Here is a 17,990-nt window from a genome sequence, read left to right as displayed (position 1 = left end):
GCTCAGCATCGTCCCTCCTGCATCAGAGAGACGAAAACGAAAGCCAAACCAATCCGTTCAGGCGACGACAGACCCTAATACCGTCCGATGCTCACTCACTTCACCAAAGCTACGACCCATGGCTGCTGGAGCACTAGGCGCCGCCGGAAAACTCGTTCAGGTCGTTGCCTCTCTTGCTGTGGTCGTGATCGCGGCCCCGCTGTTCAAGCGTACCCGGCTCGCCTCAGTCCTCGGCTACTTTGTCGAAGGCTTAAGCATCGGTCCCTTTAGCTTCGGCCTATTCACGGATGGGCCGCGATCCCCCACGTGGTCAAACGTCGGATCTTACGGCCGACCAGCCTATCTCCATTGTGATGACTGGGCTTGTATCCTTCAAAAACCTTCAGAACAGGAAACGAGCGGTCGGCTGAGGCGAACTCCGCGAACGTCTGGTTTCATGCCTCCGACCCAGTAAGCAGACGGGCAAAAATCCACCCAACTCGGTCGCAGAGCGGACCGGCGGACGTCGACCCGACCTGACCGTTCAGGGTCACTCGCGCGGGACCCGAAAGCAGTCGTCCGGCTAGCCGATGAGCGTGCGCGAAACGATGGTCGTGTCAGGAGCGAACCCATAGACTCGGATCGATCCGGTCGCGATCTCCAGGTCCTCAACCTCGCTGGGGCCAAGGCCTTCGAGCATCATCACCAGGGCCCGCAAAGCATTGCCGTGTCCGACCACCAGTGTCGGGTCGCGCATCGCGGCCGGTTGGATGCGCCCGAGGTAAAACGGGACGATCCGCGCGGCTGTATTTTTAAGGCTTTCACCATCCGGAGGGAGGCCATCATAGGACCGACGCCAAGCCTCGACTTGCTCCGCCCCGTAACGGCGGTAGGCGGTCTCCTTGTCGAGGCCGCTGAGGACGCCGTAGTCGCGCTCGTCCAGCGCCGCGTCCTGTTGGGGGATCAGATCGGCCTGACCCAGGGCATCGAGTGCCAACTGCGTGGTCGCTGCAGCCCGCATCAAGGTCGAGGTGAAAGCCGAGGCAAAGTGAAGGTTTGCCTCTCGCAGGCAGCGTCCGGCAGCTTTTGCCTCCTGTCGACCGCGGTCGGTCAGAGGGGAGTCCAGCAGGCCCGTGAAGAGGCCATCGGCGTTGGCTTGGCTCTGGCCGTGTCGGATCAGGACGAGGCAGCGCCGCGGCGAGCATTCCAGGGGACGATCCACGCGGACTCCTGACGATGAAAGGTTGGCCGGTTAAGCCTAGCCATTGGGATCGATCCCTATCGAGGCAATCCCGCGAGGCAAGGCTCAATGAACCCAACCTGCTGCGGGTCATGGAGTACATGAACGCGTGCCCTGCGGTAGCCAGTGTTGGAAGCAGCCGGCACGGCAACCTCCGCTTCGATGGATCGGCGACTCCGAGGCGGACTGAGAGAAATCCACCCTACTCAGACGTAGAGCGGACGGGTGGGTCCCGACCCAACATTCCCGTTGAATGCAAACGTCTCACGCCTGAAAGCGTACATTACTGCCGGATGAGGCCCGGTAGGGTCGTCAGTGAAGCCGCAAGCACATCGGAACGCGTAGGCTTTGACGAATGCCGCGATATACCTTGCGTCCAATGTCACACGGAGCCCCCCCCTGCATCGTCACTCTCATGCAGCGATCACGTGAGGAGAGTGCGATGAGCAAAGTTATTCCAGTTCTGGCGGGCCTTCTCGGCGCCGGGTTTGTCGGCAACGGCATTTTTATGCTCGCCGCACCGGAGGCTTGGTACTTCGCGGTGCCGGGCGTGACCTCGACAGGCCCGTTCAATCAGCACTTCCTGCGCGATATTGGTCTGATCTTCGTGCTGATCGGGTCGGGGTTTGCATATGGGGCAGTAAGACCCAGCTCGCGTATTCTGCTCTGGAGCATTGGTGCGATCTGGCTCACGGGGCATGCGTTGTTCCACTTCTGGGAGGTTGCGGTGGGCATTTGCGGGCCGGAAGTTCTGCCCCGTGACTTCCCTGCGGTGACACTTCCTGCGCTTATCGCAGTTGCCCTCAGCGCCTGGGCGTACCGCCATGCCGACCATTGATGATCCGACCCTTGTTTTCGAACAGGAGCGGGTACGGCTCGTCAGGCTTGCCTATCGCATGCTCGGTTCCCTCGGTGAGGCAGAGGACGTCGTACAGGACGCCTGGCTCCGTTGGCGTCAGGTCGACCATGCCGGTGTGACGTCCGCCGGTGCCTTCCTGTCGCGTACGGTCACGCGGCTCTGCCTCGACGTCATGAAGTCCGCACGAGCGCGCCGCGAGACCTACTTCGGAACCTGGTTGCCCGAGCCCGTTGCCATGGAACCGGAGGAGGCGTTCGGCGACGACCTGACCCTCACGTTGATGCTGGCCCTGGAACGGCTATCGCCGCTGGAGCGGGCGGCGTTCATTCTGCACGACGTCTTCGCTATGCCGCTTGCAGAAGTCGCGACGACACTCCGGCGTGAGCCGCCGGCGGTCCGTCAGCTCGCCGCGAGGGCCAGGAAACACGTGCAATCCGAAAGGCCGCGCTTTCCCGTCGAGAAGGACGAGGGTGCGCGCATCGCGAAGGCCTTCTTCGAGGCATCGACGACCGGTGACGTCGCGGCGCTGCGCACCATGCTCGCCGATGCCGTCGTCGTTCACTCCGACGGAGGCGGGAAGGTGCATGCATTCCCCAGACCCATTGTCGGAATCGACAAGGTCACGCGCATGTTCGAGGGCGTCGCGCGGAAAGCATGGATCCAGCATGCCCGGAAGCTTCAGGATCTCTGGATCGATGGTCTGCCGGGGTACTTCAGCCTGGAGCCTGGCGGGACGTTCCAGACCGTCGCCCTGGATATTCAGGGCGGCCTGATCGTCGGCATCTATTTCACTCGCAACCCGGACAAGCTCCAGCGGATGGCGATGCGGTTCGGAGGGGCGGCGGGAGCGCCGACACCTCACTGAGCCTCACCGGCGGGCGATGGCGAGTTCCTTGCGGCAGACGGTCGAGAACTTGCAGAGGGGATCGAGGTCGCCGGCCTGGCGGATGTCCGCGAAGACGGCGAGATCCTTGTTCGGGGCGAAGTAGGTCTCGCCGATGCGCTGCATGACGCGCTCGGCCTCCTCCAACGTCTCCGGTTCCCCAAAGAGCCGGATCTTGTTGACGATGGCATAGAGGTTCACGAGCTTGGCCGGGTCGTCGAGGTCGTGCCGGAAGGCGTCGCCGAACAGGGTCGACGCCTCCCGGATGAACTCTCCGTACAGCGCTTCCCGGCGCGCGCGGTCCTGGACCAGGAGGATTGCACGCTCCTGGCTGTGTTGGGTCAGCCATGTGGTCGCGAAAGAGGCCATCGCGCCGATGGCGGACCCCGCTAGCGCGGAGAGCGCCGGGATGTACGCTGCGTCCATCTGGAAGAGGTCTTAGGCCACGCGCTTCGGCTGCGCCGCCAGCCAGTCGCCGTAGCGCCGCTCCGAGAGCCACGCGGGTCCCGCGGGCGTAAGCCAACGGTCTTCTAGGACGACGCCGAAATATGGTGCCGTGTCGTCCGCGATGACGCTGCGCGTCTCACCGATACCTTCGAAGTGTCTCCTCACCAGGTCGACCATCGGCAACCGCTCGGGGCCCGCAATCTCGATCATGCCGTTCCGGGGGGACGCCAGCGCGGCCTCGGCGACCTTGGCGGCCACGTCGGCCGACGCGATTGGCTGGATCGATGCGGAGGTCACACGCGCGATGCCATCGACCAGTGCGGCTCCCGCAATCGCGGCGACGAACTCGTGAAACTGCGTGGCACGGACCAGGGTCCAGGGCACGCCGGCCGAGGCGATCAACTCCTCCTGGGCGAGCTTGGCCCGGAAGTACCCGCTGTCGAGCAGCAACTCGGTCCCGACCACCGAAAGTGCGACGTGATGGGAAACGCCGGCATGCTTTTCGGCGGCGGCAAGGTTCCGTCCGGCGCGGACGAAGAAGTCCATCGCCGCATCGTCTGCAAAGGAGGGTGAATTGGCGACGTCGACCACGACGTCTGCGCCCTTCAACACGTCTGCGAGACCCTCGCCCGTGACGGCATTCACCCCCGACTTGGGCGAGGCCGCAAGCACCTCGTGGCCGGCGGCCTTCAGATTGGAAACGACCTGCGAGCCGATGAGCCCCGTGCCGCCGATGACGACGATCTTCATGTGACGCTCCGTCCTGTGTCCGGTCCCGGTCGGGACGTTCGCAGTCAGGACGAGGGCAGCCACACCCGGTGTGACATCGGATCTATCGAAATCGATCCAATCGCAGACGAATGTTGCAGGGGCCGTGAATATGCACTCGACCATGTCACGTCCGCACCTGCCTTCTCGTCGTGCAGAGAGCATCACGGGGAATACAGATCATGACGCTGCACACCGACAGGGTGACGCGGGACCGATTCTACCTGCATCATGGACGAGGGACTGTCGGTTGAGACATCCTCGTCCGCTCAGATGGCAGTTCCTCACCCTCTTCGTCGGCCTACTGGTCCCAACCTTGTTCTTCGTCGGTGTCTTGCTCTGGCGCTTCGCCGCTTCGGAACGCACGCGCGTCGAACAGGACGTCCAGGCCAGGGCCCACGGTCTGTCGGTGGCGTTCGACCGCGAGATCCACGGTGTCCTGACGACACTTCAGGCGCTCGCGACCTCGCCGAGCCTCGTGACCCGTGACCTCCCGGCTTTCTACGCTCAGATGCAGGAGATCAGTCGCCTGCAGGGGATCAACATCAACCTTCGGCACATCGACGGGACGCCGGCATTGACGACCCGGGCGCCGCTCGGGACCGCCGCGCCTGCGCCCCCGGTCCTCGTGGAAATCGACAGGGAAGTCCTGCGTACCGGCATCGCGGTGGTCAGCAACGTCTTCCTGACTTCCGTGAGTCAAAAGCCGGTATTCCAGATCGTCGGCGCCCCTGTCCGCATCGGCGGAACGCCGACCTACATCCTCGCCGCGAGTCTGGATCTCGGTCATCTCGTCGAGACGACGCAACGCGAGGATCTGCCGTCCGGTTGGATCGGGTCGCTGGTGGATCGAAACGGTATCGTCGCCGTCCGGACCGAGCGACAGGAGGACTTCGTCGGCAAGCTGACCTCGACGGATTTTCGCTCCCGCACGGTCGACAATGCCGGACGATATTACGGCCGCAACAGGGTCGGCCAAGATGTCCTGGTCGGCTATGGCCGGTCCAAGCTGACCGGTTGGACCGCGGCGGTCGTGGTGGGCAGGGAACTCGCCGAGGCCCCGCTGCAGCGTTCGATCACCATCCTCGTCGGGTTGGGTCTCGTGCTTGGACTGCTCATCGTGGGCATCGCGCTGGGTATCGGCCGACGGGTGGAACGTGCGATGCGTCGCCTCGGGGACGCCGCCGTGTCGATCGGCCAAGGGGACCCGGTCGACGCCATAGCGACCCCGATCCTGGAGGTGAACCGGGTCGGGGCGGCGCTCGCGACGGCGGCGCTACAGTTGCAGGCGCGGACACGCGAACGCGAGGCTGCGGACCTCGCCTTGAGGGATCTCAACACGGCACTGGAAGACCGGGTCGCCGCGCGCACGCACGACCTCGACACCGCGAACCGCTCGCTCATCGAGGAGATGCAGAGCCGCGAGACAGCCGAAAGCCACCTGCGTCAATTGCAGAAGATGGAGGCCGTCGGCCAGCTGACGGGCGGCATCGCGCATGACTTCAACAACATGCTGGCCATCGTGATCGGCAGTCTCAACCTGATCCGGAAACGCCTGGCGCGGGGCGAGACCGACATCGAGCGCTTCATCGATGTCGCGACGGACGGCGCGAACCGTGCAGCCTCGCTCACCCAACGCCTGCTTGCCTTCTCCCGCCAGCAGCCGCTCGCTCCGGAGCCCATCGACGCCAACAAGCTCGTATCCGGAATGTCCGAGATCCTGCGCCGCACGCTCGGCGGGGGTATCAGATTGGAGACCGTGCTCGCAGGCGGATTGTGGCGCACCCATGCCGATGTGAGCCAACTGGAGAATGCCATCCTGAACCTCGCAGTGAACGCGCGAGACGCCATGCAGGAGGCGGATGACGGAAACGGCCGCCTCACCATCGAAACGGCTAACGCCCACCTCGACGAAGCCTATGCCAGGACCGTCGAGATCTCGCCCGGTCAGTACGTCTTGGTCGCCGTGACCGACTCCGGAACCGGAATGTCACCGGAGGTTCTCACCAAGGTTTTCGACCCGTTCTTCACCACCAAGCCGGTGGGAAAAGGAACGGGATTGGGCTTGTCACAGGTCTACGGCTTCGTCCGGCAGTCGAACGGGCATGCACGGATCTACTCGGAGCCCGGACAAGGCACGAGCGTGAAGCTCTACCTCCCGCGCTTCTATGGCGAGGGCGAAGCTGCCGTAGCCCCGCGGGACGCTCAGACCGTGGCGGCACCGGCCATGGGTGACCGACGCGAGATCGTGCTCGTGGTCGAGGACGAGGAGGCCCTGCGCCTCCTCAGCGTCGAGGCCTTGCGCGAACTTGGCTATAGCGTGCGCCACGCCGAGAGCGGCGCGGCGGCCTTGCGCGTACTGGACGCCCAACCCGATGTCGCGCTGATGTTTACCGATATCGTCATGCCCGAGATGAACGGGCGTCGGCTCGCCGAGGAAGCGATCCGGCGGCGGCCGGGGCTCAAGGTGCTCTACACGACCGGGTTCACGCGCAACGCCGTGGTGCATAACGGCGTGCTCGATCCCGGGACGCATTTCCTGCCCAAGCCCTTCACCCTCCAGCAATTGGCGAGCAAGGTCCGAAACGTCCTCGACCACACCCCTGAGAAGATCGAAGCGTGAGCGACAGTCCGCCTGGGTCGGCCCACAATATCACCGTGCGGCGCCGGTATAGGCCGGGTGGCGCAGCGCGGGATTGGCGGGGCGCCTCCGCCCTGCCGGGTGCGGGAGTTTCGTTCAGCGTGCATTCCCGAAAACCGTTGCCCCCCGAGGCAAGCCCGGGGATGGCGACGCACTCACCGGCAACGGCCGAGTGGCCGTATCCCGCGTACGACTGGTTTGGCTTCGTCTCGGTGCGCAGTCAGAAATCCCAGAACACCGGAACCCAGCGGAAGGCGTCACCATCGACCGCGACCCGGCCAACGGACGGGAAGGGCAAGTGCGTCGCCACCAACTGCTCCCCGGTCCCGGCCAGTTCCCGAAGAAGATGGATCCGGACGCGTGCAGCCTCCTCGGGGTCGTGCTCGAAACCGTTGTGCCAATCCGGCTGATCGAAGCCTACGGGAAATATGGCATCACCGGCGAACGTCAGTCGGTCGCCGCCGGATGCCAAGCGGACCACGCTATGCCCAGGGGTGTGGCCACCGGTGCGATGGATGACCACCCCCGGCGCGACCTCATACGTATCCTCGAACGTCACCAACTGGCTGCGATACGCCTTCGAGAACCGAGTGGCCGCGGACCGAAGCGCGTCCGGAAAACCTGTTGGCATGGAGGTGAGGGTGAAATCGGGTGCCTCCCAGAACGCGACCTCGGCGGCAGCGACGTGGATCCGCAGGTCCGGTCGCAACCGTTCCTTCACCCCGTCGATAAGAAGCCCACCGATGTGGTCCATGTGCATGTGGGTTAGCACCACGTCGGTCACGGACCCCAGGTCGATGCCGGCCGCTTCCAGTCGTTTGACTAACTGACCGGCTCGCGGCAGGTCCAGGTTTGGGTCCAGCCCAAGCCCGGCATCGATGAGGATGGTCTGCCCACCACTCTGCACCACGACCGCATTCAGCGGCCAGTCGAAGGCGTCAGGCGCCAGGAACATGTCCCTCAGCCATGCCGCCCGAAGGGCTGGATCCGCATTGTGGGCGAGCATCGCTGTAGGGAGCGGTAATACCCCGTCGCTGATGACCAGCACATCTATCTCGCCGATGCGGACGGCGTAACGCGACGGGACTAGATCTTGGCTTCCTGAAGGGGGTTGTTGAACGTCTATCGAAGCAGGTTGTCCAGCGTTGCCGGCAATCGATGAAGTCATGTCTATCCCTCTGTGGGACGCGCGTGCATCCACAGCATCGAAATTTTCAAACGCGCGTCATGGCAGAGGGACGATATTGATCCGGCAGATGTGACATCGGCGGTGAAGGAATTGAACGGATCGCCAGCGGACGGCCGTATCTGTCGAAATATTTTCACCCAGGCGGAAGGCTGCCGGTGCGTGTCCAAGGTCGGCCGCGATGCGGAGCCATCCCTCGGCTCCCCATTCCCAGTCAGCTTCCTCGGCCACGCATGACGCCATCAGGAACGCAAGTTCGGCACCTACACGCGATTCCAGGAACTTGCCTCAATCGATCCGATCCACATCCGGAGTGAGCTATCCTCCAGCTGAGATTTGGCAGCGTCAGGCAGCGACCGCGCCTCGGCAGGCAAATGTTTTTGATTCGAAGGTATCGGGTGATGAATCACACAACCTGTTACCTGTTTCACAAATCTAACGCGTGACCCAAGCATAAGCGAACCGATATGGCCCTATCGACCGGATGTCCCTCAAGCTTGCCTGCCAGCGGACGCATCGATTGCGTGATCTGCCATGGTGGCCGACCCGTGGAGTTCGACAAGACCCGCCGGATCAGCCCGGATGGCGATTGGCGTATCACGGCCAACCCCCTCGCCTGGGGAAACCCGAATGCGGAGGTCGTCGTCCTAGGCTTCTCTAAAGGTCCGACTCAGGCGGGCGACCTCGCCGCTACATCACACAACCAGATCGCCTATCGAAAAGGCCGGGCCGCGGTCGGCAAGATCCTTGCGCATGTCGGCCTTATCGAGGGAGGCGATAATGAGCGCCTGCGCTCCATCGTGGATCGCTCGATTGCCGATCCGGCAGGTCGCTTCCATTTCGGCTCCCTCATACGCTGCACGGTCGAACGGCGGGATGGGAACGTCTGGAAGGGAACCGGTGGCGGCATGCTCGACGGCTTCGTCGCCTCCCGCTTCGGTCAGGAGGTGGCCACCAACTGCGCTCGCCGCTTCCTGGCGGACCTCCCGTCGGCAACCCGCCTTATCTTGATGTTCGGCCTTGGCACGAAAGGGAACTACGTCAGGCACGCCCGCTCTCTCGTGCAGCAAGCTCGTCCGGGGCGCTGGCGGACCGTCAATGAGGTCGCGTATGCCGACGAGACGGTCACCTTCGTGCACGTCGAGCACTTCGCGTCTCAGGGCAACCTCCTGCCTCGGTGGCTTGGCGAGGGGGGCCATCCCCGTGGGCAACTTGGCATCCTGGCTCGCGAGGCGGTGGCCGGAGCGTTCGATATGAATGTTGTGGGCGATCTCGTGGCGTAAGGGACATTGACCGGCGATGATCGAAGGCACCATCACCACCGACGTCGAGCAGAAGCTCGCGGACTTGGTCGATGACCTGGATTTTCAGGCAATCGACCGGCGGATGGGACGCTTCAACCTGTTCGAGGCCATGGGTGCCGTCCGAGGTGAGCTTCGCCATTCAAACTTCCTGGCCTTCCTCCTCTCGCCCTCGCGAAACCACGGCCTTACGAGCGAGCCGCTCCTCCGCTTCCTTCGACTTGCACTTGCGGGCCTGCCGCCGGCGTCCCGCCCGATCCGGTCGCTGGAACTGCTGGTCGGCGACCTCGACGGCGCCGTCATCCACCGGGAGTGGAACAACATCGACCTCCTGATCGAAATCAAGCACCTCAGGTTGGTCGTGCTGATCGAGAACAAGGTCGGTGCGAAGGCCGGAGAGGGCCAACTCGCCCGGTACCGCGAGATCGTGGAGAGCCGCTACCCCTCGGAGCGACACCTGTTCGTGTTCCTCACGCCCGACGGCCATGCGCCCGATCAGGACGCGTACGTCGCCATGAACTACGCGGACCTGGCGAGAATGATCGAGGCTCTGGCTCAAGAGAGAAATGGCGACACCGAAACCGGCCTGATCTTACGCCACTACGTCGAGATGCTCAGGAGGCATATCGTGCCCGACCAGGAACTGCAGGATCTCGCGCGGCTTCTGTACGAACGTCACAAGGAGGCGTTCGACTACATCCTAAAATGCCGGCCCGAGGGTGGCGGCCTCTTTCAGGTCGCCAAGTCTCTGGTCGTGGGCGATCCGAGCTTCGCGATGGACCGGATCGGCTCGACTCTGGCCGCCTTCGTGCCGGCCGAATGGGCCTCGGTTCCCGACCTCAACGCCTGCGATACGACGCTCTGGACGAGAACCGGGCGTAGCGTCGTGTTCGAGATCAAGACCTACACCAGCGAGGCGTATGCCTACAGGGTCAGCGTCGCCTTGGTCGTTGGTCCGGCACCGAACGGTATCAGGGAGCGGCTATACCAGGGGGCACGGGACCGCCCCGACCTGTTTAAAGGCTTGGTGAAACCGATGGGCGCGAAGTTCGCCACCATCTACGGTAGGGACCTGCTCTCGCACGCGGCGGGCAAGCTCATGGACGAAGAGCAGCGTGCTGCCGTGATCCAGGAAACTTGGAAGGCCTTCCAGGACGAGGACCTGCCGGCGCTGACGAAGGCGGTTCTGGATATGGTCGCCGCCACATCGGGCGAGAATGGCTGAAGGCCCCCTCACTCCCGGCGGCCGTTGAACGGTCGCCAAGTGCGAGGAGGCCGAGGTCGGGGAGCCTATGAGCGGCGTCCTAGTGCATGGGCGGGGAACGGCGCTTGGGCGCACGAGGCAGCGACGGCTTGTGCTTGCCGTTGAGACGCCGGGGCTCGTAGCGGTCGGCGCGCCGTGGCCGGTCGTCGGACATAAGGTCCTCAACATCCACGTGCTTCGCCACGGGGAGACGCCCGATGGTAACCGCACGCTTCTGGCCGGTCAGGTTCCACTGCCGATAATACGAGCGTACGGTCTGGGGGTCCCTGCCAGTGAGATCGGCGGTCACGAACACGTCGTAGCCGTCGATGCCGAGCCAAGTGATGGCCGTATGGCAGAGGACATGCGGATCGGCGTGGTGATCAAGCCCGGCATCCGTCATCACGTCCCACCAGAAGTGATAGGGGAAGGAGCGGTAGGGCTTGCCCTGACTCTCCCCGCGCGGCTGGTGCAGCACGTGCTTGATACCGCGGGCGAGATCCTGCTTCCGCCATCCCTTTGCATGGACCAGGAACTGCATTCGCATGGCGGATGTCAGCCTGGGCTTGCCCTTGTTCACGTCCTCCGCGTAACCGGCTCGATGGATCAGCCCGCGCTCGATGTCGATGCAGCCGCGAGCGGGATGGAGCCTCCAAGATAAGCCATAGGAGGCATCGATGCGGGTGCCGCTGTACACCCCGATGATGATGAGGCGCCTCACGCACTCGCGCTGAGCGATGGTTACGGCGTCATGCCGAAAGCGCCGGGTCGTCGTCAGACCGGTTTCCGGATCAACGACTGTGACGGTCTTCCACGTTCCGGTTTGCGGGTCGATCACGTAGCCGCGGCATGCCATGAGCATCCGCGCCACCGTTTCGCGTGTGAAGAAGCCGTGCCTTGCGGTGGGCGCCGGGGGCAGCTTCGGGTCCGGTGACCAAGGCAGGCGAGCGTTCTCGCTGTAGAGTCGGATCGCCATCCTGAGGTGCACCAAGTCCTTGTGCGCCGTGGCCCGCGAAATCATCCTTTCCTCGCCGACGTCTACGAAACGCTGGTCCCTGATCGTCCCGGCGAAGTCCAGGTAGCGGCCTGCGTTCTTACGGGTGAAGTGGGCCAGAAGGTGCCCGGGGAAATACTGCTCGATCCGGGACAGGCTGCGCTCGTAGTTCTGAAAGGTCTGCCAATCGCGGAGCGAGGCACCGGCGTCCGGCTTCCACTCGCCCCGGGCATACTCGATGGCTGCCTGGATCGGGACCTCGTGGGGCGCGATCATCCCTCGCCGCCCTGCCTCTTCGCACATGATGGCCAATCGTGCGGCGTCCTGGGCTTCCTGCTTGGGCCGGTCACCTGACAGGTAGAGCGTGTGCCAACGCCCGCGGTATTGGTACCGCCAGGTACCCGGCGCGTCTGGATCGGAGCTGCGGCTGGGCCGAACCTCGATTCGGATCGAGCTCGGATCGACGGCGTGTCTGGGCTTACCAGCCAGAAGGGCCATCTGAAGCGCAGCCTGCTGCACGGCCTGGATGTCGGCCGTAGCCGTCGCGGGAGGGGCGAAGTTGTGGATCACCGCCGAAGCCGACTTAGAAAAATGGCTCAGAGGGCTCGGGGTGATTTGTGTGCCGGTCGACATAGTTGTACCTTACGCAACTGGTCGGTCCCGCATTTCTGCGGCACCGGTTGAAGGAGACGAAAGGGACCCGCTGCTCCGCAAAAAGTGAGGGTCCCTAACGCCGGCTCATTCACGGCCCTCGGGCCGCTAAACCCTGGTCGCCTCATGAGGCTGCCGGGGTTTTTTGTGCCTCACTCCCTGCAGGTGCCTCTCTGGAGGCTCCAGAGCATCGCATCCTGCAGGGCTTCGAGATCGGCCGGCGAGGCACGATCCAAGACAGCCTGGCGGCGGCCGACGCCCGCAGGCGCCAAGTCTCCGCAAGTACCCATCTTTCGAAGGGCTGCCCGGTTCGTGAGGATCTTGCCGGCAACCACGACGACCTGAAGCTGGCCGTCCCGGACCGCGGTCCGAAGAGAAGACACCGTCAAAGGACCGTTAGGCCACATCAACGCCGCCGCCTCGGGCAAAGTCAGTAATTCGTCGTCGTCCCACTCGACTTGGCTTGGTCTTGCCGCCACTCGTGGAGGAATTCGAAGTCCCGTCATCGCTTGACCCTTTTCTGATTGATAAGTCTGAGAACCGCAATGCCGGTTGAGGCTGTCGAAGCCCCGATAATGCTGACTTATGGGCGCGTTACTCCTTGAGCGACGCTGTAAATAGTTAAAATGCCAAGGCTCTAAGCTTACGCAGCCTATATGTTTTTGCGGGGACAAATGATTCTCCGTCACCTTGTCCCCGTTTGGCCACATGGGTTCGCGGACCGGATCCGTTGGCAGCTGGAATCAATGAGTTGGTCCGGGGGCGTTCATTCCTCGGGGACAAAAAGTCGATTCTCCGGCTTTGTGACCCAGCGCTTGGCTTTGGGCGGCTTCAGGCCGTTCTCGGGTGCCCCAGGCGGTAATCTTTGAGCGTTCGGCACGCTTGTCGGCGGTCCGCCAACCTTCCTGTGGACAACCCTGCCGACCCCAGCGGGCGAAGCTTGTCGCTCTTCCGCCGGGGTTCAACGGCGCATCCATCAGGTTGGCGAGGTGCAGACGGGAAGCGCCTGGCCGGGGAACGAGACGACGTTGCCGGCGGCCTTTCGGTGCTTGCGCTCCAACGCAGCCTCCTCTGCGACCTGCATGCCTAGGTCGACCTCAACCAGGACGGCGCCGATCAGGTCGTCAAAGGTCTGCGGGTCGTGATTGAGGGCGCGCCTTGCCCTCAACAGGCCGAGCATGACCTGGGCGATCCGCTCGTCGGGGTCCTCAAGCATTGGGACCTCCCTTGCCGGACACGCGAGCCGGCTTGGCGCCCCCGACCGGTGAGCCGGCGATGATCGCGCGGACCTCATCCCCGCCCATCACCCGGCGTTCGACCAAGCGTCGGGCGATCCGGTCGATCACCGGGGCGTTTTGGCTGACAAGTTCGCGACTGATTTCGTAAAGTCGGGAGAGGTCGTCTTCTACCAAGCGCCTGAATGCGGGATCGACCCTGAGTAGCGCCAGCGCGTCTTCCTGGTCGCCTCGGTAGAGCAAGGATTGCCCGAGGCCCCAAGATGCGTGCTTCCCAGCCACCAAAGCCGTGGCGTGAGCCAAGTCCGACACCGAACCGCCGGCTGAGCCCGCAGTGACGGCATCCCAGTGCTGATCGGCGGCGCGACCGGCCAGGACGCTGACGATGAGTGCATCGAGGTCGTCCGCCGACATCGCGGACGTTTCGTGGTTGAGTCGGCTCAGGGTTCGTCCGGCGAAGTTGCCCTGGGCGACGAGTGAGACCGTGCGAACCTCTCCAGCATTTTGAGCCTGCAAGATCGTAGCGTGACTGGCTTCGTGCCTTGCCACCGCGAGTTGTTGCGCCGGCGTGCGGGTTTCCGGTGGTACGATCCGACCGATAAGGTCCGCTACGTTCATGGGGCGCTTGCCCGCCATGGCGACCATGCGGGCGCCACGAGCCCACCCGGCGATGTCGGCTCCGGTTGCGCCGATGCCGATGGCGGCAATAGGCGCGAGATCATCTTGGGCAAGGTCGCTTCCGAGATGTTGGCGCAGAATGCCCTCGATTGCTTGCTCGTCCGGTAGGTCGATCCTCACGATACGGTCGAGGCGGCCGGGCCTTGTAAGGGCTGGGTCCAATCTCTCCGGAAAGTTGGTCGCCCCGATGATAACAAGCTTCGATGCTGGGCTCGACACCGCACCATCGAGCGTCATTAAAACATGATTCACGACAGTCACCCAATAGTCACGATGGCGACTATCGCAAGAGTCCCTATTGGGCAGACCGTCTAACTCATCAATAAGTAATACACCTCCATTTTGAGATGCTTCAAGAAAAACTTCGTCGATCTTCTTGCAGATATCATTGAGATATCCATTGGTCTGAGCAAACCAAGCCGACACGCTTGTTGCCGTAATGTTGGCGCCCAACGACTTTGCGATACTGCGAGCTAGAGAAGTCTTGCCAGTTCCGGGCGGCCCGGCCAGGATGAAACGTGTTCCCGTCGCCGGCCAAGGTGCCCCGAGCCGATGGGCCTTGATGGCGTCAACCAGCGCCATTGCGTGATCCCTGGCGGGTCCGTAACCCCAGGTATCCTCGACCAACGGAACCTCGGCTAGATCCGAGCAGCCTGTCCGCTTCGATGCGGAAGCCGCCTTGAGTCGGCGGACGCAGTCCCGGGGCGTGCTTCCCTTCCGAATGCAGCTTGTGATCTCGTCGAAGCCAAGGCCTTGGACGATGTCGGCGGGTAAGCGGCCGGCGCGCTGCCCGGTGACGAGCCGGATGGTTGCCCGGAGGGCCTTTGGGGGCGGCGACTTCAGTTCGATACGGAGGTCGGCGGCCGTCATGAGGGCGGCGGGTAGGTAACGGTCGGGTGCTGTCGTTACGCCGAGAACGCTTCGACCGGCGCCGAGTGCACCCGCTACGCTGTCATTTCCGACGCTTGGCTTTTCCGAGGTCTTGCTTCCTCCGGCCGCCCCTCTCTTAACAACCTCGGTCCAGGCCCGGAACGACGTGAGGGCATGGGCGATAGGTCCGATCCAGTCAGGTCCGGGGACTGCCACCACGAGCGCGAGGCTCGGCGGCGCTTGGATGCGGGCGAGGACCTTTGGCGGCAGCATCGTATGCAACATGCTGATCGCGAGCACCGTGCTGACGCTCGCCGTAGCCAGCACCTCCTCAGGCGTGGACGGCTTGGTCTCGTCGGTGGGCTCATCGTCCTGCGGATAGCCGTCGTCGTAGGCGTCCTCGAAGTTTCGGTTGGCCTTCCGGGGAAGGCTCTTGAGGATGCTGGCGGGGATCTTGGTCTTCTTGGTCATGGCGGCCTCGTAGGGCCGCCGCGCGCATGCGCCGGTCAGGCCCTGGAATGGGTGTCGGGAAGGGGTGGGGGACGGAGGCTCGGCAAGCGTTTCGGCTGGCCGGCGAAGCGCGGTATCTTGAAGACGGTCATGGTGATGTCCTGGTGGGAGGGGGTCAGCCTTCGGGGAGGTCGTCGCCCTCGGTAGGGCGACGCTGGCCCCAGGGCGTGCCGCTAAAGTCGGTCGGCCAGGAACCGGTCCGCTCGGCGACGCGGCGGCTGCGGGCTTCGGCCTCGGCGTGGGCGGCGCGCGCCACGGCCAGGATGGCGTCGCGCAGGGCGGCCCGGAAGACGGGTTCGTGGAAGCCCCTCATGATGAAGAGCCGACGAAAAAGTTCGCCCACGAGGTCGTCGTTGGTCCGGGTGTCGTCGTCGATGGGATGCGTTGTCATGGCGGCCTCGAACGCGGGCCGCCGGGCGCTGGGTGCGCGCCGCCTAGGCCCGGGCGATGGGGGGGATGGGAAACTCGGTCCTGCCGCTGGGCAGGGGGTTCCGTATGAGGCGGGCCAGGGTCACGGTCGTGGTCTCTTGTCGGCGGGAACGGGAAGCAACCGCCATCGGTGTTTACTTTGAATCCCAAAGCCTGGGCGTCAAGGCCATTGATTCGAATGAGTGATGCATCTCGGTAGTTTGAGCTGATGCAGGCTGTGGAGTGCTGGGGAAGATATCCCGAAGTCCAGGGTAATTTTCGACGTACGCGCCCGAGGTCTCCAACCCCTGCGCCCTATCGCGGTTAACGGTCCCCCGTCGATGGCGTGCATGCATCGTTGATTTGGGGCGCCGGCCATTCCGTCGGGTCATGGGACCTGGCGACATGCCCCGGATATCCTGGATCGGCGCCTCGAACTAGGCGGGCGTCCCGCCCTGGTGATGGAAGCTGCCGCTTAGTACCCGCTCCGAACGTCTGAGTTGGGTGGGTAGCGGTCTGGCTGCTTTCGGTGGCTGATGTCTTTAAGCAGACATAGGTCCTATCGACAGAGGCCTACCCTTCCGCTCAGCCGCTCTCATCGTCAAAGCCGAGAATAATACGACGCTGCAGGAACTAGCGACCGATACAGGGGCGCTACTACACATGGCGCGAACCCGACGATTAATATCACCAACATAATGGTCGTCCTGCACTACGGCAGTGCTGATACGCCCGCTTTTGATAGCCGACCCAATAATCCGGTTCGGCGCACCAAAGTTACGCTCTAAATCAACCTAGAGTTATGACAGGGCCGCACGGCAATTTCCTGCGGCCCTGTCTTTTCCAGCTTACGAAATCGGGTCGGGCGGCCTTTGACCGGCGGCGGTTCATGCTCACGAGGCTCAGGCGCCGGGAGCATCCTCGACGGCATACCTGAGCCAGACGGTGCCACCTTCCAAAGTCTCGGTGTGGCGATGCCGAAGCGCCTTGCCAGCCGCCGGCCGCTCGTCAGGCTCGCCGTGGTACTCGAAGATGGTTGGTACACCCGCAAGACCATCAAGGGCGGGCGAGACAAGCAGGCTGACCTCGTCGATCAATCCGGCTTTCAGGAAAGCGCCGTTGATGATGCCGCCGCCCTCCAGCAGCAGGGTCCTCACGCCGAAGGTCTCGCCCAGGGTCGCCATCGCACCGACAAGGTCCCGGCCGTCCGGACCGGCGAAGATGTAGGAGACCCCGTCCTCACGGAGCTCAGCCAGATAGTCGTCCGTGACGCCCTCGCCGAGGACCGCCACAATATGGTCCCCGCCTGCGTCGTCCCGGCCATAATGGACCTTGCCGTGCGGGTCGATTGCGACGGCCAGGTCGCGGCCGTTTCGCTTGCCGACATGAGTCTGGCGGAGGTCATCAGGAACGGTATCGGGTTTGCGCGGATGCCCCTTGGCGATCTCGGCCATGGTCGTGCGACCCACGATCCAGCCCTCGGCATCCAGGCGCGCCGCGGTCTCGTCGTAGTACCGGTGAACCAGGTCCTGCTCGATGCCCGCGGCGGGAGGGGTCCAGCGGCTCGGGTGGAGCCGGCCGTCGATGGAGCTTCCCATGTGGCAGATGATCTTCGGACGCATCTCGCGAACTCACTCTTCCTCGGGTTACGGTCAGGTCACTCGCCGCGGTACTCGGCGTCCGTGACGTGCTCCATCCAATCGACGACCTTGCCGTCGAGCGCCTCCGACAACGCGATGTGGCTCATGCCTGCGGTAGGCGAGGCCCCATGCCAGTGGCGCACGCCGGGCGGGATGCGGACCACGTCGCCAGGCCGGATCTCCAGCACCGGACCGCCCTCGTTCTGGACTCGACCGACCCCGGCGGTAACGATCAGGGTCTGACCGAGGGGATGGGTATGCCAAGCCGTCCGAGAGCCGGGCTCGAAGGTAACGAGGCCGCCCGACAACCGTGAAGGCGGCCTTTCCTGGATCATCGGGTCGACGCGTACGGTCCCCGTGAAGTTCTCCGGCGCGCCCCTTACGGAGGGCACGGTACCGCTGCGCTCGACGGTCACCGCCTCCTGCGAGGGACTGGCGGAGCAATGCCAGTTCATTC

General features: G+C 63.9%; 15 protein-coding genes. 5 read left to right on the top strand and 10 right to left on the bottom strand.

The features are described from left to right. Positions 1-562: 562 nt before the first annotated feature. On the bottom strand, positions 563-1,201 hold the full coding sequence (locus AC3WLN_RS08860; RefSeq protein ID WP_492480651.1) for a 2,3-bisphosphoglycerate-dependent phosphoglycerate mutase: 639 nt from the start codon (positions 1,199-1,201) through the stop codon (positions 563-565). A gap of 460 nt (positions 1,202-1,661) precedes the next feature. Between AC3WLN_RS08860 and AC3WLN_RS08855 the strand changes: the two genes are divergently transcribed. After that, entirely contained in the window at positions 1,662-2,057 is a 396-nt protein-coding gene (locus AC3WLN_RS08855; protein ID WP_492480650.1) for a hypothetical protein, read from the top strand. Further along, a complete protein-coding gene (locus tag AC3WLN_RS08850; protein WP_492480649.1) occupies positions 2,044-2,943 on the top strand; it encodes a sigma-70 family RNA polymerase sigma factor in 900 nt (299 codons plus the stop codon). Before AC3WLN_RS08855 ends, AC3WLN_RS08850 begins: the two co-directional genes overlap by 14 nt. A 3-nt stretch (positions 2,944-2,946) precedes the next feature. Here the strand turns inward: AC3WLN_RS08850 and AC3WLN_RS08845 are convergent, their stop codons facing one another. Both AC3WLN_RS08845 and AC3WLN_RS08840 read right to left on the bottom strand, forming a co-directional pair. Next, complete coding sequence (locus AC3WLN_RS08845) at positions 2,947-3,387, bottom strand: hypothetical protein (RefSeq protein ID WP_492480648.1); 441 nt, start codon at positions 3,385-3,387, stop codon at positions 2,947-2,949. Positions 3,388-3,399: 12 nt separating this feature from the next. Beyond that, the gene (locus AC3WLN_RS08840; protein WP_492480647.1) at positions 3,400-4,158 is read right to left on the bottom strand and encodes an SDR family oxidoreductase; all 759 of its coding nucleotides are present in this window, start codon (positions 4,156-4,158) and stop codon (positions 3,400-3,402) included. Between the two features lie 334 nt (positions 4,159-4,492). Here AC3WLN_RS08840 and AC3WLN_RS08835 point away from each other — a divergent pair, with 334 nt between their 5' ends. Further along, the gene (locus AC3WLN_RS08835) at positions 4,493-6,799 is read left to right on the top strand and encodes a hybrid sensor histidine kinase/response regulator (protein ID WP_492480646.1); all 2,307 of its coding nucleotides are present in this window, start codon (positions 4,493-4,495) and stop codon (positions 6,797-6,799) included. Between the two features lie 238 nt (positions 6,800-7,037). Here AC3WLN_RS08835 and AC3WLN_RS08830 read toward each other — a convergent pair whose 3' ends face one another. Continuing rightward, complete coding sequence (locus AC3WLN_RS08830; RefSeq protein WP_492480653.1) at positions 7,038-7,943, bottom strand: MBL fold metallo-hydrolase; 906 nt, start codon at positions 7,941-7,943, stop codon at positions 7,038-7,040. A gap of 608 nt (positions 7,944-8,551) precedes the next feature. On the opposite strand from AC3WLN_RS08830, the gene AC3WLN_RS08825 reads away from it, so the two are divergent. Both AC3WLN_RS08825 and AC3WLN_RS08820 read left to right on the top strand, forming a co-directional pair. After that, positions 8,552-9,286, top strand: coding sequence for a hypothetical protein (locus tag AC3WLN_RS08825; protein WP_492480645.1), 735 nt, complete (start codon positions 8,552-8,554; stop codon positions 9,284-9,286). A gap of 16 nt (positions 9,287-9,302) precedes the next feature. Further along, positions 9,303-10,529, top strand: coding sequence for a PDDEXK-like family protein (locus AC3WLN_RS08820; RefSeq protein ID WP_492480644.1), 1,227 nt, complete (start codon positions 9,303-9,305; stop codon positions 10,527-10,529). 79 nt (positions 10,530-10,608) lie between these two features. On the opposite strand, the gene AC3WLN_RS08815 is transcribed toward AC3WLN_RS08820, so the two are convergent. From AC3WLN_RS08815 to AC3WLN_RS08790, 6 genes are all read right to left on the bottom strand, one after another. Further along, positions 10,609-12,174 carry a site-specific integrase gene (locus AC3WLN_RS08815; RefSeq protein ID WP_492480643.1) on the bottom strand — a complete coding sequence of 522 codons (1,566 nt, stop codon included), beginning with the start codon at positions 12,172-12,174 and terminating at the stop codon, positions 10,609-10,611. Positions 12,175-13,168: 994 nt separating this feature from the next. Beyond that, complete coding sequence (locus tag AC3WLN_RS08810) at positions 13,169-13,408, bottom strand: hypothetical protein (protein ID WP_492480642.1); 240 nt, start codon at positions 13,406-13,408, stop codon at positions 13,169-13,171. Next, positions 13,401-15,446 (bottom strand): AAA family ATPase, encoded by a 2,046-nt coding sequence (locus AC3WLN_RS08805; protein ID WP_492480641.1) that lies wholly within the window; start codon positions 15,444-15,446, stop codon positions 13,401-13,403. The genes AC3WLN_RS08810 and AC3WLN_RS08805 overlap by 8 nt, the downstream gene beginning before the upstream one ends. A 154-nt stretch (positions 15,447-15,600) precedes the next feature. Then, complete coding sequence (locus AC3WLN_RS08800) at positions 15,601-15,876, bottom strand: hypothetical protein (RefSeq protein ID WP_492480640.1); 276 nt, start codon at positions 15,874-15,876, stop codon at positions 15,601-15,603. 919 nt (positions 15,877-16,795) lie between these two features. Continuing rightward, positions 16,796-17,515, bottom strand: coding sequence for a RibD family protein (locus AC3WLN_RS08795; RefSeq protein ID WP_492480639.1), 720 nt, complete (start codon positions 17,513-17,515; stop codon positions 16,796-16,798). Positions 17,516-17,550: 35 nt separating this feature from the next. After that, entirely contained in the window at positions 17,551-17,949 is a 399-nt protein-coding gene (locus AC3WLN_RS08790) for a (R)-mandelonitrile lyase (RefSeq protein ID WP_244483689.1), read from the bottom strand. Positions 17,950-17,990: the final 41 nt, after the last annotated feature.

The organism is Methylobacterium sp. FW306-05-D, assembly GCF_058782155.1.
Note: the sequence above shows the minus strand (reverse complement) of the source record. Positions and strands in the feature narration are given on the sequence as shown.

Bases quoted from the DNA above. Each gene is read 5' to 3' on its own strand.
- AC3WLN_RS08810 (WP_492480642.1), bottom strand. From the start codon at position 13,408: ATGCTTGAGGACCCCGACGAGCGGATCGCCCAGGTCATGCTCGGCCTG.
- AC3WLN_RS08840 (WP_492480647.1), bottom strand. From the start codon at position 4,158: ATGAAGATCGTCGTCATCGGCGGCACGGGGCTCATCGGCTCGCAGGTC.
- AC3WLN_RS08815 (WP_492480643.1), bottom strand. From the start codon at position 12,174: ATGTCGACCGGCACACAAATCACCCCGAGCCCTCTGAGCCATTTTTCT.
- AC3WLN_RS08820 (WP_492480644.1), top strand. From the start codon at position 9,303: ATGATCGAAGGCACCATCACCACCGACGTCGAGCAGAAGCTCGCGGAC.
- AC3WLN_RS08805 (WP_492480641.1), bottom strand. From the start codon at position 15,446: ATGACCAAGAAGACCAAGATCCCCGCCAGCATCCTCAAGAGCCTTCCC.
- AC3WLN_RS08795 (WP_492480639.1), bottom strand. From the start codon at position 17,515: ATGCGTCCGAAGATCATCTGCCACATGGGAAGCTCCATCGACGGCCGG.
- AC3WLN_RS08800 (WP_492480640.1), bottom strand. From the start codon at position 15,876: ATGACAACGCATCCCATCGACGACGACACCCGGACCAACGACGACCTC.
- AC3WLN_RS08845 (WP_492480648.1), bottom strand. From the start codon at position 3,387: ATGGACGCAGCGTACATCCCGGCGCTCTCCGCGCTAGCGGGGTCCGCC.
- AC3WLN_RS08855 (WP_492480650.1), top strand. From the start codon at position 1,662: ATGAGCAAAGTTATTCCAGTTCTGGCGGGCCTTCTCGGCGCCGGGTTT.
- AC3WLN_RS08850 (WP_492480649.1), top strand. From the start codon at position 2,044: ATGCCGACCATTGATGATCCGACCCTTGTTTTCGAACAGGAGCGGGTA.